Below are 17,510 nucleotides of genomic sequence, written 5' to 3' on the forward strand. Positions count from 1 at the left end.
CTACAACTCCCAATTTTGTTCTGATGTTCCTATAAAGCTGCGAATCCTATTTTGTATTTCATCCAAAACTTCTTCTGTTTTGATGTACTCTGATTGATTTACCTTTTTATAAACATCTTCCAGTAATTCCTTTAGCTGCTCCTGCGAAAATTTTCTGGATAAGCTCATTACTATTCCTCACTTTACTAAGCTTTCTAAAGAGAAATCCTCACTTTTAGTAATTAAGCGAGGATTTTCTTCCAATTTCATATTATTTTTTGTTTCAAATCCATTAGGATTGCAGAATTGCCACCTCCAGGAATCCGTACACATCTCTTCAATTCCCTTTTCTGCCCTCCATCCCAGTTCATGATGGGCTTTAGCAGGGTCTGCATAACAAATGGCGACATCTCCAGGTCGTGGTTCTGTAATTTTATAAGATATGTTAACACCAGAAGCCTCTTCAAAAGCTTCAACCATTTCCAACACACTATAGCCATTTCCAGTTCCAAGATTATAGGCTTCAATTCCAGTTGCAGTTGCCACTTTTTCAAGTGCTTTTAAATGGCCATTTGCAAGGTCAACCACGTGGATATAATCCCTTACTCCGGTTCCATCCTTTGTCGGATAGCCGCTTCCATAGACACTCAATTCCTTTAGTTTTCCAACTGCTACCTGAGTAATATAAGGCATTAAATTATTGGGAATTCCGTTAGGATCTTCTCCAATCAATCCACTCTCATGGGCGCCAATTGGATTAAAATATCTTAATAGGGCGATACTCCAGCTATTATCTGATTCATATAAATCCCTGAGCATTTCTTCTATCATTAATTTCGTCCTGCCATATGGATTGGTCGCATACAAAGGTGAATTCTCAACAATCGGGACCTTTTCTGGCGTCCCATAAACCGTTGCAGATGAACTAAAGACCAGATTTTTCACTCCGTACTTTTGCATTACCTTACATAGAGTTACTGTACTTGTGATGTTATTGTGAAAATACTTAAGCGGTAAATGAACCGATTCACCTACTGCTTTTAAACCAGCAAAATGGATAACTGCTTCAATATTATTATTTATGAATACTGTTTCAAGCTTCTCCTCATCAAGCAAATCAATGTTATAAATCTTAAAAGTCTTCCCTGTTATATCCTGAACTCTCTTCAGTGCTTCCGGCTTACTGTTAACAAAGTTATCAACCACCGCAACATCATAACCCGCTTTTAATAGTTCTACACAAGTATGACTGCCGATATAGCCGGCACCGCCAGTGACTAGAATAGTCATTCTACAACCTCCCCGCCCTAAGCCTCAATTAGTTTATATAATTTTTCTACCTCTTTTTCATTGCCATATTCTTTTTCCCTAATATTTGAAATCAGTGCTTTTCTCAGTTCATTGTTATCTATCATTCTTTTAATCCCATTTACAATTCCCTCAATATTGGGTGGAGTGATCAACGCATCAACACCATCTTGTGCCTGGCTTTTTGCCGTTGGAAAGTTGGTTAAAACCACAGGTTTCCCCAAAATCTGTGCTTCACGTATTGTGACCGCCTTCCCTTCATATCTGGATGGTTGAACATAAATATCGCACGCTTTAATGTAAGGATATGGATTAACCTTTTTTCCTAATAAGAAGAATCGATCGTGAAGATCTAATTCGCTGATTAAGTTTTTTAACTCAGTTTCAAGAGGGCCATACCCAACCACATGCCATTCAATATCATAACCATCATTAATCAATTTCCTGCATGCTTTTATAGCATTATCCAAACCTTTTGCATGTGAAAGGCGTCCTACTGTCAGAAGAATCGTTCTTCCAGGGTTGGTCTTTATTTCTCCTGTTACATCCTCATCAGCTTGCTGCCTGACAAATTGGGACGATAGGATGTTCTCTATGACGGTTGCTTTCTTTGTGCAATCCGGAAAATGATTCAAAAATGTTTTTGAACACTCCTCCGAGACCGCTACGATATCATCTACCTTATCCCACATGCGTTTTTCTATATCTGAATTTAAATAAATATTAGAGTAATCTGTATGAATCCACCCGATCCGTTTCTTCGCCTTAACTTTTTGTCCTATAAAGTGATGCGGCCACAGGAATCCTATGGCCGCATCATATTCTTTGTTAAATTTTGGCAAAAAAGGATTTGTCAGTTCCCAGCCATACTGAATGGTTAAATATCCTGGTTCATCTACTCTCTTTACTTTTCCATGTATGGAGCTAAGCATTTTTGCTAATAGCCGGGAAAAACCAATCGAATAATTCCCTTCCTTCACAATTTGGCTTATCGACTTCCTGAATGTTGTATACTGCGGAACTTCAGGCAACAAGTTGGGGCCTGATGGAAGAAGGGGAAGAAATTCTCCTTCCTGCTTGAACAGCATGAGATCTACATCATATCTGCTGTAATCAATATGATTTAGTAAACCTATCAAACTTCTTTCTACACCGCCAATGGCCAAATCAAAAGAAGAAATTAATATTTTTTTCTTCATTATGTTAACCTCGCCCGTAACTTAAATCATAGATTTTCATTTCATACAAGCCCAGCCAATCATTTAAGCTCTCATGGATATTAAATCCAAGCTTAGTAAAGTTGTTTATTATTGCCTGTTTGCTTGGTCTTTTTGCTTTAACAGTTTCTTTAACTGCATCAACCCAGCTATCCAAGTTATCACCTAAGTCAAGGTATTGTACTAACCCCAATTCCATATCTGTACTTTTTGGAACAGAAGAAGAGGCAATACATGGTGTTCCTGTGCTCTGTGCTTCCAGCATTACAATGCCAAATCCCTCAAAAAGTGAAGGAAAAAAGAAAATATCAAATGATTTCATTAGCCTTGGTATATCAGTCCGCACTCCCAAAAATTTGATATTCTCGCTCAGCCCCATTCTTTCTGCTTTCTCTTCAATCACTTTCCTTAGAGGCCCTTCACCTATCAATAAGGCTATAAAACTAGGATCGGTTTCCAGCAGCTTTTTTAAAACTTTTAATATAAAAATATGATTCTTTGATTCTGAAAACCGCCCTACATGGCCTATTAATTTTGCAGTCTCGGGTAAGTGTAATTCCTCCAGAACTTGAATTCGAGAACTAGTACCGATATTGGTATACTCATTTACATTGATTCCGTTTTTCAGGATTTGTACTTTTGATACGTTTTTCTTTCCAAATAAAAACTTTGCCGCTTCTTCACTGCAGCTGCAATATTTAGTAGCTGAAAGCTTAATCATCGTTTGCAATCCTCTTAGGACGAACATTTCTTTAAAGCTACTATTTTTTAGCCAGTTATTACTATGAGAATGACAAATTCTTGTACTTATTCCGCATAGCTTTGCTGCTAATGCCGGAAATCCGCTTTGATAATCGGTGTGGGCGTGGATTGCAGCATAATTGTTTGCCGACATGATTTTGACCAAACTTTTCATGTAGTTTATCGGGCCAGATGCCCCCAGACTGGCGATCCTATATATTCTTCCGCCCATCAATTTAATTTCTTCATCATAGTCTTCTTCTCCCTTGCTATGCGTAATAAAATCAAATTGAATTTCTGAACGGTCAATCATTCGATAAATATTCATGATAAGGCTTTCCGCTCCGCCTCGCCCCATTGAACTGACAATGTGCAAGATTCTAACCGGATGTTCTAACTTATTCATTCTCTTCCCCCCATGCCCTTTAAAGTAATTTATCAAGAAAGTCACTTTTATATATAATGTTTAAACTGACAACATTTTCATAATAGAAATATAAAAAATAACAAATTAATAATGCATAATATACAAATCTTTGTTCTTTCTTATTAAAAAGTTTTACAATCCATGAAATGAGAATTAATTGATACAAACTGAAATAGATTGAAAACCTGGCGAAAATCCAATTTTGTGTTGAAATAATCATAAAAACAAATCCAATTAGAGCCATATTTACTATATAATCGCCACTTGGGAATATTTCTCTTAACTTATCTCTTCCCAGGTATGCTATCAATAGAGGTGCAGCATCTACTGCCACCCTTATGACATTGGCACCGCCTTCTTGAAAGTTAGAATAATGGCCATATTGCGTATCTTCTATTGCTGAAAATAAAAGGGATGAAAATTGATCAAATCCGATGACGATTACAATCGAAAAAAACAGGAGAATATAAGTGGCTTTGGACCAGGCTTTATATCTTACTAAAAAGTATATGGGTATTAGAACTATTGCACTTTGATGAAAAGTTGAAGCCAAGAGTACAATAAAAAAATACATAAGCCAATTTCCATTTATTAAATACTTTGTACCTGTAAAAATAATCGCAGCAGCCAGTACTTGCCTTATTCCATTCATGGATATTAGAAATAATCCGCCTGTAATATATACATAGGTGCTGAGTTCAAATAACCTCGAATACTTTGAGAGAACAGAAACAATAAGGACATTTGTAATTAAGGCCGTAGTTAGAATCATAATCTGAGGGTCATCGGAGTACAGTTTCAAAAACATCTGGAGTATTCCGAATCCGATATCTTTCTGAGAAGCTATGTAGTCCCAAGTAAAATCATTCATTTCATAAATATGTTTATAAAAATATGTATCACCTATGTTTGATCTAAGACCTGATACAATTACTAGTGAAAATAAAACTCCTAACAGCAAGATTTTGTTGAGTTTTAAAGGTTTGATGGATCCAAATGCTAACACTGGTTTCGAGAAGTATCTTGCTAAGAAAGAACAAATAAAAACGATAGAAAGATTGATCCATAAAAACGTCATTTTACCTATCCTTTCAAAAAAGATACCCATTCATAATTGTTAGGTTACAGCCTCTGTTTTTGATTTGATATAGAAATAGAGCAGCATTCCAAAAGGAACGGCTAAGAAAGTAAATATTTTATTCGGAGCTTCAGCTATAAACCTCTTATTATTTATTAACAAGCTGCTGGACACATAATGGATGGCCTGCCTAAACTTGAACGAAAGACTGGCAAATGGGAGCTTCATTAACTCTTTCCGATAGAAGGCAAAGCCTTTTGGATTTCTCCGATATTGATTTAACATATTCAAAGAAGAACCATCTGGAAGATACTCTACACAGCATAGTACTTCATTCATGAGAAGCATTTCATATTGCTGATCAAGCATATAGTACTTGTAAGCCAGCCCAACATATTTTTCATTCTGGAAAATAGGGTAGGGGTATTGTTTTGTTAAATCCGTACGATACACCAGCTTTTTATCACCTTTAACACCGTGATTATTATAAAGATCAAACAATGTAGACGTCTCTAAATGATCAGGCATTCTAGTGCCAATAACTTCAAAATCTGTATTTGTATCCAAACCAATTATTCCGCTTACTTTTTCACTGCCATATTGTCCCCAGAATGAATTAATTTTTTCAACCGCATCAACAGGCATATAATCATCAGAGTCTATGCAGACATTTAGTTCAGTATCAATAAGCTCATACGCAGTGTTGTGGGCTCCATGCATTCCCTGGTTTTCCTGCCAAACATATTTGATTTCAATTTCATTTTCCTTTATCCATCCATTTACTAATTTTTGAGTATGATCTGTAGACCCATCATCAATGATAAGCCAGATAAAGTCCTTGCTGGTTTGGCGGATTAGACTTTGATAGCATTTATCCAGACAATAGGCACGGTTATAAGTGGGGGTAAATACAGTTAACTTTTTCTTCATTCTATTCACCCCGCTACCGTTAAATAAAAGGCTTCAATTTCAAGTGCAGTTGCAGTTATATCATATCCCTTAGCTTTAAAAGGCTCTTTGAAGCTTCTTCTTGAAGTATCTGATAAAGGCAATCTTTCCAGCTTATCCCTCCAAAGAGACTTTTCGTTTATGGAAACGAATTCAACTAAGTTCATCCCCAGATCAACTTCTGGTGAAACCTGGTCTGAAATAAAACAAGGCAGTCCGGCACCTTGTGCTTCAATTAACGAAACCGGCAAACCCTCGTGCAACGATGGAAAAACAAATACATCCAGCCCTTGTAGAATCCGATTGATATCACTTCGCACTCCCAAAAACTTAACCTTTTTATCTAAATGTAAACCGCTAACTTTTTTTTCAATGTCTTTCCGCAATGGCCCATCTCCAACCAGCAGCAAAACTGCATTTTCATTTACCTTACAAAAATCCGCAAAAACATCAATAAGAAACGAATGGTTCTTTTGATGAGCAAACCTGCCAACATGACCTAAAACAAAATTATTTTGATTTAGCTGTAACTCTTTCCGTACTTGTTTCCTCACTTCAGAAGAATAAGAGAATTTATCATACTCTATTCCATTTTTCAAAATCCTAGTAAGCCCGGATTTCTTATTGAATAACCATTTAGCAGCATAATTAGAGCAAGCAAAAAAACTTGTTGAGTTCGGAATAATGAGTTTTCCTGCCATCCATTTATAGGTCCTTGCAGGCAACCCTCCCTCACTTTGTGTATTATGGCTATGCGAAATTCGAATAGGTAATCCTGCTTTTTTGGCTGATCTTAAAACGATTCCGCTCATCTTATCCATATGTGAATGAACGATCTTATAATATTTATGTCCTAAGAAGAATTGATCCAATTCCCGCATATATTTAAAATGTCCCACTTCTGATACATAAGGAATTCTATGAATCTTCCCGCCCATTTTTCTGATTTCATCATCAAAGGCACCTGGTTTACATGTCAGGAAATCAAATTGTACCTTGGAACGGTCGATATTGCGGTATAAATTCATAATCAGGGTCTCAGCTCCGCCCCTATTCATATTAACCACAACGTGTAATACCCTTAATGGACTGCCCACTGAACCACCTCCATCTCATCCATGAGTTTTGCATACAACATCTTTTGTTCATTTAGTGTTCTATTCAAACTGTATTTTTCTAAAATAATTCTTCGGCTTTGTAAGCCTAGCTGCCTTCTTAAATTATTGTTCTTGGCAAGAGTCATAATCCTATCTGCCAGTTCTAGATCATTTCTGCCAATGAGCCAGCCATTTATATCATTTTGCACCAATTCCCGATGACCTCTGTTATCCACAGCTATTATTGGAAGGCCGCAAGCCATTGCCTCCATTATGTTAACTGGAAGGCCTTCCCGCAAACTTGAAGCAACAGCAAGATCACTCATTTTTACCAGGTATTCCACATCTTTCCTGAAACCTAAGAAATGAACCATATCTTCTACTCCAAGTTTCTTCGCAAGCTGTCTGCAGTCTTCCAATAAAACTCCTTCGCCCGCTAAAAGCAGCTTAGCACTGGGAACTTGTTCTTTTATCAATCCCATTGCCTTAATCAGTAACTGCTGATTCTTATTTCGGTTAAATTCTGCTGCATAAAACAGCAAAAAAGCATCATGATCATAATGATGCTCTGCTCTTAAGACAGATTTGTGAAATCCTTCTATTCGGGAAAATCTTTCTGTGTCCACTCCAACACCATGAACATGCTCTATCTGTTTTGCCTTAAACTTATGCTTTACAGCAAGTTTATAATCCTCATTATTAATAGTAATAAGACAGTCTGTTAGGCTAGAAAGCGCTCTTTCAATAGGATAATAGATAAGCCAATTTAATAGAGATGCACCTTTGCAAAAATGGAATCCATGTGCCGTATAAATGACCTTTGTGCCATGCCCTCTGGCTGATCCCGCAGCCAGCCTGGCCAATACACCGCCCATCGGAGTGTGGCAATGGATGATTTTATACTCGTTTTCATCAATAATTGCCTTTAATTGCTTATATGCTACAATGTTCTTCCACTTGAAGGGAGATCTTTGAATAGGTATATTAAATTTCTTATCTACATAAGGGAGACCTAACTCACCGGCAGCTGCGACGTGAACCTCCCATCCTTGTTCTTTAAACCATTTTAGATAAGGCAAATGGAAAGCACTGAAATGGTAGTCAACTGTTGCACAAAATAACACCTTTTTTCTCATAGGCTTCTCCCTATTTGATTAATTGTCTATCAAGAACAGCTGATAGATAATCTAAAAGATCTTTCCTTAATTCTCCTCGCTTTAAAGCAAATTCAATCGTAGTTTGGATAAAGCCCATTTTTTCGCCGACATCATATCTGACACCTTCAAAGTCATAAGCGTAAACCGCTTCATGCAAATTCAAGCCGGCAATGGCGTCTGTTAATTGGATCTCTCCGCCTGCTCCAGGTTTTTGTTCACTTAAAATTTCGAAAATTCTAGGGTTTAGAATATATCTTCCCATAATTGCAAGGTTTGAAGGGGCTTCATCCTGCCTTGGCTTTTCCACCAGGTTATTAACACTGTAAAAGCGATTCCCAATTTCGTTTCCATCCACAATTCCGTATCTGGACACTTCTTCATTTGCAACCTGCTGTACTCCAAGGATTGATGCATTGTATCTCTCGTATTGTTCAATCATTTGCTTTAGACAAGGCTTTTCGGCTTGCACGATATCATCACCTAACAAAACTGCAAAAGGCTCGTTTCCAATGAATTTGCGTGCACACCATATGGCATGGCCCAACCCCTTTGGCTCCTTTTGGCGAATGTAATGGATATCCGCCATCTGTGATGACTTTTGCACTTCATTTAATAACTCAAGCTTTCCTTTTTCTAGAAGGTTTTGCTCTAATTCAAAGGAATGGTCAAAGTGATCTTCAATTGCCCTTTTTCCTTTTCCGGTTACAATAATGATATCTTCAATGCCTGCTTCAATGGCTTCCTCTATTATGTACTGAATTGTTGGCTTATCAACGATTGGCAGCATTTCCTTGGGCATGGCTTTTGTTGCAGGTAAGAATCTCGTTCCCAAACCTGCTGCAGGAATTATGGCTTTTCTTACTTTCTTCATTATATAATCCGCCTTTCTTAACTTGAGATTGACATAACCGGCTCTGGCATTGCAGCTTTGTTGTTTGCCAGATTAATAAGTGTTTCTCTTAAAGCTCCCTTATCAAGGGAATGATAGGTTTGTATGATTTCATCTATGTCCTCGAGATAAAGATTTGCCGTTTTTCCAATATAAATGTTTGGATATACCTGCTGCTCCTGTACTTCATCGTCCTTTAGCAATTCCTCGAAAAGCTTCTCTCCGGGTCTGATGCCAGTAAACTTTATCCCAATCTCTTCAATAGAATGACCCGATAATTTGATTAAGTTTCTTGCAAGATCTACTATTTTTACCGGATCTCCCATATCCAGCACAAATATTTCCCCTCCTCTTGCTAAAGCACCTGCCTGTATGACTAATCTTGATGCCTCGGGAATGGTCATAAAATAGCGAACCATATCGGGATGTGTGACAGTTACCGGTCCACCTTTTTCGATTTGCTTTTTAAATAGGGGAATGACACTGCCTCGTGATCCCAGGACATTGCCGAAACGGACAGCAACAAATTTCGTTTCACTGTTTTGATCCATATTTTGAACAATCATTTCAGCGAGACGCTTGGACGCACCCATTACACTTGTTGGATTAACCGCTTTATCGGTAGAGACCATGACAAAGGTTTTCACTCCATGCCAGCTGGCCGCTTCTGCGACATTCCTGGTACCAATGATATTGTTCTTAACCGCTTCTTCGGGATTTCTCTCCATAAGAGGCACATGCTTATGGGCAGCAGCATGATATACCACATCAGGTTGGTACATACTCATTACAGACATCATTTTTTTTGCGTCCTGCAAATCAGCTATTTCCGTCAAGAACTCGATTGGCAGATGGCTGAATTTCTCTTTTAACTCAAGTTCAATGGAATAGATGCTATTTTCCCCATGTCCCAAAAGCACAAGCCTTTGCGGTTTAAATTTTGATATTTGACGGCAGATTTCAGAGCCAATTGAGCCGCCTGCACCTGTCACCAAAACTGTTTTGTTCGTTACATATTCAGATATAGATTCTATATCCAAATCAACAGGACTCCTTCCCAGAAGGTCTTCAACCTTTACATCCCGGAAAGCATTCACAGATATTTTCCCTGTCACCAGGTCCTCCAGCATCGGCAGAATCTGGGTTTTGGCTTTCGTTTTAGCGCATTCCTGAAAAATCAAACTTAACTCTTTTCTGCTTAGTGATGGAATGGCGATGATGATGTTCTCAATACCTAATTTAATTACTGTTTCAGGTATTTGCGTTATATCGCCGACAACAGGTAACCCTAGAATATGCAATTGATCCTTTCTGCGGTCATCATCGATAAAAGCAATTGGATGCAGTTCGGCTTCATTATTTTTTAATAACTGCCTGGCTACCATCGTCCCGGCTGAACCAGCGCCAATTATGAGGGTCCTTTTTTTGTTGTTATTTTTTATTAAGTAATTGTCGCGATAAATTCTCCAGCAGAATCTTGATCCACCAATAAGAAGCATTTGCAGCAGCCAGGTTACAGCCAGGAGCCTGTAGTAAATTTCCTGCAGCAGTATTTGCTGGATCAGGACTGCTGTCAAAATGGATAAGCTAACCACTTTAAAAATGATGATTAATTCACCAATACTGGCATACTCCCATGCTTTATGATAGATTTTAAATTTAAATGAAAATAAATGATGACTTACTATAATGCCGATGGAGCTAATTAAAACAGGCAAAGTAATCACATAAATGCTGGCATCTACTAAAAATCGTCCCAGGAAAATGGCAGACAAAACAATAAAAGAATCAGCCAAAATAAACAGCGACAGTCTTTGTCGATACGACATGTTTTCCCTCCTTTACATGATTTTCGATTACATTTATTCAAGCGTTATATTTCTTCGCTGTATGGCGTATTCAACCAGCTTCCTGATCTCTTCCAGCTGTTCTCTAGTAGCATCTTGTTTTATATACCTTACAGCCTTCTTAATTGACTTTGGAAATTTATCAATCTCTTTCATTCCTGCATCTCCTTTGATAAATAATAAAAACCTTCATAATAGGGTTTAGACCAAACCTTATTATGAAGATTTTTATTAATAATTGGGGCATTCAACCCCTCCTCACATCACACTTTCGACGACCGGCGTCTAAGGTCTTTCAACCCACAGCATGACCGAGTGCCTCCATTGATAACGGCAAGGAGACATCGCCACATTAAAGAACATTTAATTCTAAATAACGAACAAAATCTTTAAAAAATATATGTCAGCTCCTAGCTGAACATACTACTTTTTTACTAGCTTTTCTCATTTAAAATAACTCCGACAATCTTTGATCTTGCATACTCTAAAACTTTTCTTGACTCGATAGCACTTTCCATTTTTGTTTTGTCCTTCCTAACTACCAGAACAACACCATTACTTAAATTGGCGAGAATTTTTGTATCAGTTACTTCGAGTACTGGGGGAGAGTCGATTAAAATGATGTCGTAAAGGGAGCTTACTTTTTGCAGCAGCTGTTTCATCATTTCTGATGCAAGTAATTCAGCAGGATTAAAAGGGATTGTGCCGCTTGTTAGAATATCCAGGCTGCCAATTTCTGAAGATAGAACTGTTTCTTCAAAGCTGACCTTTCCTGTCAGAATATCTGTTAAACCGGTATTATTGGCTGTCTTAAAAATATGATGCACACTTGGGTTTCTTAAACTCCCATCAATAAGGAGAACCTTTTCTTTTTGCTGGGCCATTGATACGGCAATATTGGAAGCTGTCGTAGACTTCCCTTCCCATTTTCCTGGTGAAGTTATCAGCAAAGTATTGCTTTTTCTCTCTCCGTTAATAAAATAGAGATTTGTTCGTATAGTCCGATATTGTTCAGAAATGATCGATTCAGGGTTCGTGTAGGCAATCAAGTTCCGTTTCTTAACGGCTGATTCTGATTTTCTTTTACTTAAAACCAATCGTTTCACCTCTAAACTCTAATTTTGTTTGTCTGTTCTTTCTTTTGTTTACATTCTTTTTATTTATTTTTGAAACGCTTCCCAACACTTGGATGCCGAGTACAGATTCAATATCCTTTTCAGATTTAATTGAATCATCAAGAGAGTCAATTAAGAAGATTAAACCAATCCCTGCAATAATCCCAAAGATGAAAGCGGCAATAATAATTTTATTTTGATTATCTTCATTAATTGGTATCGGATTTATTTTTGCTTCTGACAAAACTCTCACATCTTCGAATCCCATTATGTTGGGAATTTCTTCAATAAATACTTTGGCAGTTGTATTGGCAATATCCGCAGCTCTCGTTGGATTGGTATCAGTAACAGTGATTTTTACTACTTGGGTATCATCTATGCTGCCTACATTAATACTGCCAGCAAGTGAACTCGGTGAACTCTGAAGTTCCAGTTCCCTAATTACTTTTTCCAATACTATTGTGTCTTTAATAATTACCTGTAAAGTATTTCGATAACCCGTCTCAGCGTTTATTATGATATTTGTCGAAGTTTCATATAATGGAACCGTCTTGTTAGCATTGCTATAAAACCACCCAGCTGCTGTTGCTATAACAGCAAAAACAATTACAATCCAAATACGTTTTTTTATTACCCTAAACAGATCTTTTAAATTAATTTCTTTAGCTACTCTTTGATCTTGAAAATGATTCATAGTAACCACCTTATTGGTATGTTTTCAATTGTTCTGAATAAAGAACTGTTAGATCAAAAAAAATTCTAGATAACAACTTTTATAGGTTTTACACCAGAATTAATAGGAAATTTTTATCATATCCCTATTTTAGTTCTCTATAAAGAACAAGTCAATACCAACATACAAATTTTTCTGATAATTTTATAGCGCGGTTTCCATTTGCTTTCCGAGTAGATTGCTAAACATCCCATTCTTTTCACTTGCCAGCTTGCCGAACTCACCTCTTTGGATTATTTCTCCTTTATCCAGCACCACTACTTGATCTGCGTTTCTTATTGTAGAAAGACGGTGAGCAATTACAATTATTGTCATTTTCCCTTTTAGTTTTTCAAGTGATTCTTGAATTTTTGTTTCATTTTCTGTATCTAGTGCACTTGTTGCTTCATCCAATACTAAGATCGATGGTTTCCGTAAAATAGCACGCGCAAGGACAAGACGCTGACGTTCACCACCGGACAATCTTATTCCCCTATCACCAATAAGGGTATCAATTCCTTGAGGAAGATTTTTAACAAAGTCAGCTGAAGCAAACTCTAAAGCTTCCCAAATCTCTTCCTCAGTTGCATTTGGCTGAATCAACATTAGATTTTCTCTAATCGTTGTATTAAATAGAAATGGATCCTGGGGGACATAACTGAGCGAACGTCTTAACGCTAAGAGGTTTTCCTTTGATAACGGAATTCCATCTATTAGAATATCGCCTTTTTCAGGCTGGTTTAGTCCCATTAATAGGTCAATCAAAGTACTTTTGCCAGCTCCGGATTTCCCAACTACCGCTGACATATGATTTGCAGGAAAGAATACATTAATCCTATTCAAGGCGTATACATTTTCGTTTTGGGTATACCGAAAAAATACATTTTTACACTCGATTCCATTCATAACATTTAGAGGCGTTATTTTTTGAAATTCTAAAGCATCTAATTCTTTAGATGCCTGAGATTCACTTTTTAATTGGATAACTGCTTTTAGAGCTGGGATGGTGGTCGCTATTTGTTCAAGGCTTGATTGAATCCCCGTCACTCTTGGCCATAACCTTGTAAAAATAATAATAATCAGCATTAACTGAGCGGGCTGCGAATTAAACAGATTCACAGATAAAAAAATAAAAATAGAAATGAATACAGCTGAAGCAACTTTGTAATAGAATTGTGAAGCGGTTTTTAGCTTTATATATTCCATTTGTTCATCGTACATGCTCTGTGTAATTGACTGAAACCAACTCATACGGGATTGTTCCATTGTGTTACTTTTAATATCTTTTATTCCATTAAAATTATCTGTAACACCTGCTAAAAAAATCCTCCCTAGTTCAGACGTTTTCCCGCCAAGTAAACGGGATCTTTTTATGAATCCCCGGGAAAAAACAGATAAAATCAAACCGCTTAATAATACATATAATGTGATTTCAGGTGATAATAAAAAAGCAATACCAATTTGAATAAATGTGAAAATAATGGCAGTAATAAACTGTAAAAATATATTTGTACCAGCATGAACACGGGCCAATTCAGAAGTAATTGTATTTATGAGATCTGATTTCCTCTTTTTAACATAAAATCCCCAATTCGCATGAAGCAAATCCCTATAAATCTCCATTCTTAAGTATCGGGCAAACCCATGCTGAACCTTTACGTTTTGAATCGTCACATATCGTTGAAGCAAATTTTGAAGAATATTAACTAGCAAAAACATTAAAAGTATGAAGGCTAACCCATATGTGGTTGGAATTTGCTGAAGAAAATAAAGGGCCTTTGTTGCAGCCAAGGTCCCTCCCTCAAAGTTTACAATACCACTATAACTAATGACCGGAATTAGCAGCAATAAGCCAACTCCATCTAGAGAACTAATAAGAACCATACCTAGGAGGTTTATATATAGTTTTTTCCCAGAGTAGGAATATAACTGTTTGAAAAAATATAAAACTTGTTTCATCATAACCCCCCCCTAAGATAATGCTTGTTTCCTCGTTTTTCTCCAAACCCATAGGACAGGACGGAGTGGATAATACAGGAAATGAAATTTTTTGGGCAAAGGCAGTGTCTCTGCATCGGTATAATAAGGGTGCAGCAGACTTAAAAGAAAAATGAACTTTTGCTGAAAGGACATCAGTGAAAACAAGTAATTTGTATGATATTTTGATATGTCCTCAGGTACTGGGTCTGTATGTAAGTTCACCATCTTTTCAAAATAAAATATTGTTTCTTTTGCTAGGTTATATGAGCGATCACTCTTTATTAATGGCAGAATTTGTGGATTTAATGTTGAATTTAACAATTGTGATGAAAGAATTAGAGATTGTCCCCCTATATGACCGGTGTGAAACCTTTTTAATAATTTATTAACAGCTCCCCAATTCAAGCCATTCTTCACGATCTGATGAATATCTATCAGCCAGCGCAAACGTGACCAGCCATGACGTGCACCGTGTGTAACAAGGAAATAGAACAAATCCTCTTTGCCCAAAAAGTATGTTGGATAGCCGGTAATTGAACTTTCCCTTTTTCTTTCCCACAACTCATTAAAATTTGGCTCTTTGCTGGGAGCAGGATGAAGTCGCCAATGAATTTCAACTTTTGTTCCTTTAGAGGGATGATAATAAGTGAAATGATGATGCCTCCATTTCCAATCACTTAATAAGGTTTGTATATACTCATCTTGTTCATATCCTAGTTCTCCAAGAAGGGCATTAGCTTTTTCTAAATCCCCGATTGGGATAAGAATATCCAAGTCTCCGCATGTTCGCATTGAAATATCTCCATAAAGATCGGCAGCAAGAACAGGACCTTTTAAAAATAAAGGGCGTATTTCATGTTCCATAAATAATTTATTTAGCTGTTCCATTTCTCCACACAATTGAAGCATCTGGAAGGTGTTTTTTTTATAGTACCTGGACAGGGACTCAAGCGTTTTCGAAGGCATCCAACTAGGATCCATTTTTATTATTTTTAAATATAGCAATGGATAGAGGCGGTGATGTAAAGCTAGTTGGAGAAATACATTCCAGTCGATATCCACGTATCGTTCAAAAGAAATACTTCCTTGATTTTCAGTATTAATAACTTCGAGTATTAGTTTTAGTTCTTTAGGAACTTTTGAAAGATCGAGATTTAAATTATTGTTCATAACTTTCCCCTTCTGATTGATTACTGCTAATCCTTCTAGCGAACATACCCACGACAGTAAATTTTTCTATCCCTTCAGAACCTGAAACATAGAAAGGACCGCTTCGCAGCCATGCATGTGCAATCATTGTTCCATCTTCATCTCTTGCGGTTCCCAAATAAAGAGTACTATCTATATTTCGCCTTTCAAGCATTTTCGCTGCAGCTATTGCTTTAACAAGGCATTCACTTTCCCAGAAAGTATACCTACTCATAATATGGATAGAATGTGAAACATTCTTAATTTTTTCATTATCGGCAGCAATATATTTAACAGATGTTTCATACATTTGATCTCCTAAAGAAGGAGCTACTTTTTTGAAAGGTATCATTTTTAGAATACGAGCCCACCCTAAAAAAAGAAAGGCTTCCAAAAAAAGCAGTTTTGTTTTTGGACCTAAGAATAAAAACGTATTTAGCTTGGATAAAACTTTCATATGTTTTCCCCTCAAAAATACCAATTCTAATCTAGGCAATAACTTCTATTAGGCCTTCATCCAATAACGTATTCAAAAAGGAGATTACCTGCTCCTCACATTCCTTACGATCTACATCATACCTAGAAATCAAAATCGTTATTATTTGTACAATGTTAACTGGTACATTCATCAAGTCCCATATGCATCCTCCCATCTCTCCTAAGTTATAATACTTTCCATTTTCGATACTTAACATCACTTTCTCACTACCCATATTACTAACAATATTGGCTTTTCCTTGTATAACTTTTTGCTCTAGTGAGATTTTTTGATTTGTAATCATTCTTTTTCTCCTCTTTCAATTGTATTTAAAATCAAGAATGTTAGTTCACTTGCTGTAAATCGGTTAACTGGCCGTTGTAATTGGTAGTGCTCGATTTTATTAGCAAGATTCGATGTCAAACTAAAATGCCATTCTCTTAGTCCCAATCTGTCAATTAAGAAATTGCGATAAGTATGATTAAACAATGTATATATTCGCTGCAGACCAGAGAGTGGAATTAATTCAATCTCATTGCTATCTGTTTTCACAAGTTCGATTACACCTGATAAAGGAATTGACTCAGATGAAAACCGAGATGTTACTGGAACAGCATATTTTGTTTCTCTTTCAAAAATTGGTTTGTATTTTGTTGGTTCCATACCAAATGCAGTTATACTTTCCTGCCAGAGTTTTTGCTGCGGATAAGCAGGAGTAACCATAGCAATATTTTCTTTTGAGAGAGCTATCGGTATGACATCATCGCTTAATAATTGGTATCCTTTGTTTAAAAAGGCTGAAGCCAGAGTTGACTTACCCGCACCTGCATCACCCACGATTGCATATGCCCTCCCTTTAATCGCAATGGCACTTCCATGTAGAGGCAAAATTTTTCTTTGCATTAAAAGGGCCCCCATACAAGTACCTAAAACATAAAGCCGGATTTTATCCTCGCTTGCTCCATCCCTTGGGGAGACAATAATTCTTTCTCCATTTTCCACTAAAAAAATAGCGGTATCAGGTATCTGAAATAGGACTGAATTTTCACTCACTTTAAAATAGCAGTTCGGTTCTGGTTCTTTATTCCATAATTCCTTTAAATCCCTTAATTGAATTACAGTATCAAATTCTTCACTTGAATTTGTTAAAATGGGTAACTCTGGTAAGGGTATTTCACTTTGAATGTTTAGTCCGAATGCTCTATAACACTCTTTTTGTAGAGTAAATTGCATACTACCCCCATGGTTATTATGACTTTTAATTATTAAAAACTAAGCTATTTATTGTTGACTTTCGATTAATAAAGCCCTCATCCAATTGGTGGCACGAGGGCAGTAAATTAGGTAAG

General features: G+C 36.8%; 18 protein-coding genes. All 18 read right to left on the bottom strand.

Annotation, left to right across the window (positions count from 1 at the left end):
* The 18 genes from NAF01_RS20910 to NAF01_RS20995 all read right to left on the bottom strand — a co-directional run bounded on the left by NAF01_RS20910 (window position 1) and on the right by NAF01_RS20995 (window position 17,394).
* Entirely contained in the window at window positions 1–168 is a 168-nt protein-coding gene (locus NAF01_RS20910; RefSeq protein WP_226620255.1) for a YwzD family small protein, read from the bottom strand.
* 9 nt (window positions 169–177) lie between these two features.
* A complete protein-coding gene (gene galE, locus NAF01_RS20915; protein ID WP_226620254.1) occupies window positions 178–1,269 on the bottom strand; it encodes a UDP-glucose 4-epimerase GalE in 1,092 nt (363 codons plus the stop codon).
* Between the two features lie 17 nt (window positions 1,270–1,286).
* Window positions 1,287–2,489 (bottom strand): glycosyltransferase, encoded by a 1,203-nt coding sequence (locus NAF01_RS20920; RefSeq protein ID WP_226620277.1) that lies wholly within the window; start codon window positions 2,487–2,489, stop codon window positions 1,287–1,289.
* Between the two features lies 1 nt (window position 2,490).
* Entirely contained in the window at window positions 2,491–3,651 is a 1,161-nt protein-coding gene (locus NAF01_RS20925; protein ID WP_226620253.1) for a glycosyltransferase family 1 protein, read from the bottom strand.
* A 19-nt stretch (window positions 3,652–3,670) separates the two neighbouring features.
* Window positions 3,671–4,750, bottom strand: coding sequence for an EpsG family protein (locus NAF01_RS20930; protein WP_226620252.1), 1,080 nt, complete (start codon window positions 4,748–4,750; stop codon window positions 3,671–3,673).
* A gap of 39 nt (window positions 4,751–4,789) precedes the next feature.
* Entirely contained in the window at window positions 4,790–5,680 is an 891-nt protein-coding gene (locus NAF01_RS20935; protein ID WP_226620251.1) for a glycosyltransferase family 2 protein, read from the bottom strand.
* Between the two features lie 5 nt (window positions 5,681–5,685).
* Window positions 5,686–6,795 (bottom strand): glycosyltransferase family 1 protein, encoded by a 1,110-nt coding sequence (locus tag NAF01_RS20940; protein ID WP_226620250.1) that lies wholly within the window; start codon window positions 6,793–6,795, stop codon window positions 5,686–5,688.
* Complete coding sequence (locus NAF01_RS20945; RefSeq protein ID WP_226620249.1) at window positions 6,780–7,931, bottom strand: glycosyltransferase family 4 protein; 1,152 nt, start codon at window positions 7,929–7,931, stop codon at window positions 6,780–6,782. The genes NAF01_RS20940 and NAF01_RS20945 overlap by 16 nt, the downstream gene beginning before the upstream one ends.
* A gap of 10 nt (window positions 7,932–7,941) precedes the next feature.
* Window positions 7,942–8,823 (bottom strand): UTP--glucose-1-phosphate uridylyltransferase GalU, encoded by an 882-nt coding sequence (gene galU / locus NAF01_RS20950; RefSeq protein WP_226620248.1) that lies wholly within the window; start codon window positions 8,821–8,823, stop codon window positions 7,942–7,944.
* A 17-nt stretch (window positions 8,824–8,840) separates the two neighbouring features.
* A complete protein-coding gene (locus tag NAF01_RS20955) occupies window positions 8,841–10,670 on the bottom strand; it encodes a nucleoside-diphosphate sugar epimerase/dehydratase (RefSeq protein ID WP_226620247.1) in 1,830 nt (609 codons plus the stop codon).
* Window positions 10,671–10,703: 33 nt separating this feature from the next.
* Window positions 10,704–10,844, bottom strand: a complete 141-nt coding sequence (locus tag NAF01_RS20960) for a hypothetical protein (protein WP_226620246.1) — start codon at window positions 10,842–10,844, stop codon at window positions 10,704–10,706.
* A gap of 278 nt (window positions 10,845–11,122) precedes the next feature.
* The gene (locus NAF01_RS20965; RefSeq protein WP_226620245.1) at window positions 11,123–11,785 is read right to left on the bottom strand and encodes a CpsD/CapB family tyrosine-protein kinase; all 663 of its coding nucleotides are present in this window, start codon (window positions 11,783–11,785) and stop codon (window positions 11,123–11,125) included.
* Window positions 11,772–12,497 carry a YveK family protein gene (locus NAF01_RS20970; protein WP_226620244.1) on the bottom strand — a complete coding sequence of 242 codons (726 nt, stop codon included), beginning with the start codon at window positions 12,495–12,497 and terminating at the stop codon, window positions 11,772–11,774. The genes NAF01_RS20965 and NAF01_RS20970 overlap by 14 nt, the downstream gene beginning before the upstream one ends.
* A 183-nt stretch (window positions 12,498–12,680) precedes the next feature.
* A complete protein-coding gene (locus NAF01_RS20975) occupies window positions 12,681–14,474 on the bottom strand; it encodes an ABC transporter ATP-binding protein (RefSeq protein ID WP_226620276.1) in 1,794 nt (597 codons plus the stop codon).
* A gap of 12 nt (window positions 14,475–14,486) precedes the next feature.
* Complete coding sequence (locus NAF01_RS20980; RefSeq protein ID WP_226620243.1) at window positions 14,487–15,665, bottom strand: nucleotidyltransferase domain-containing protein; 1,179 nt, start codon at window positions 15,663–15,665, stop codon at window positions 14,487–14,489.
* Window positions 15,655–16,140, bottom strand: a complete 486-nt coding sequence (locus NAF01_RS20985) for a lasso peptide biosynthesis B2 protein (RefSeq protein ID WP_226620242.1) — start codon at window positions 16,138–16,140, stop codon at window positions 15,655–15,657. Before NAF01_RS20985 ends, NAF01_RS20980 begins: the two co-directional genes overlap by 11 nt.
* Before the next feature lie 31 nt (window positions 16,141–16,171).
* A complete protein-coding gene (locus tag NAF01_RS20990) occupies window positions 16,172–16,465 on the bottom strand; it encodes a lasso peptide biosynthesis PqqD family chaperone (protein ID WP_226620241.1) in 294 nt (97 codons plus the stop codon).
* The gene (locus NAF01_RS20995; protein WP_226620240.1) at window positions 16,462–17,394 is read right to left on the bottom strand and encodes a phosphoenolpyruvate carboxykinase (ATP); all 933 of its coding nucleotides are present in this window, start codon (window positions 17,392–17,394) and stop codon (window positions 16,462–16,464) included. The genes NAF01_RS20990 and NAF01_RS20995 overlap by 4 nt, the downstream gene beginning before the upstream one ends.
* Window positions 17,395–17,510: the final 116 nt, after the last annotated feature.

Origin of the sequence: Cytobacillus firmus, from assembly GCF_023657595.1 — a bacterium.
GTDB classification, from domain to species: Bacteria; Bacillota; Bacilli; order Bacillales; family Cytobacillaceae; genus Cytobacillus; species Cytobacillus firmus_B.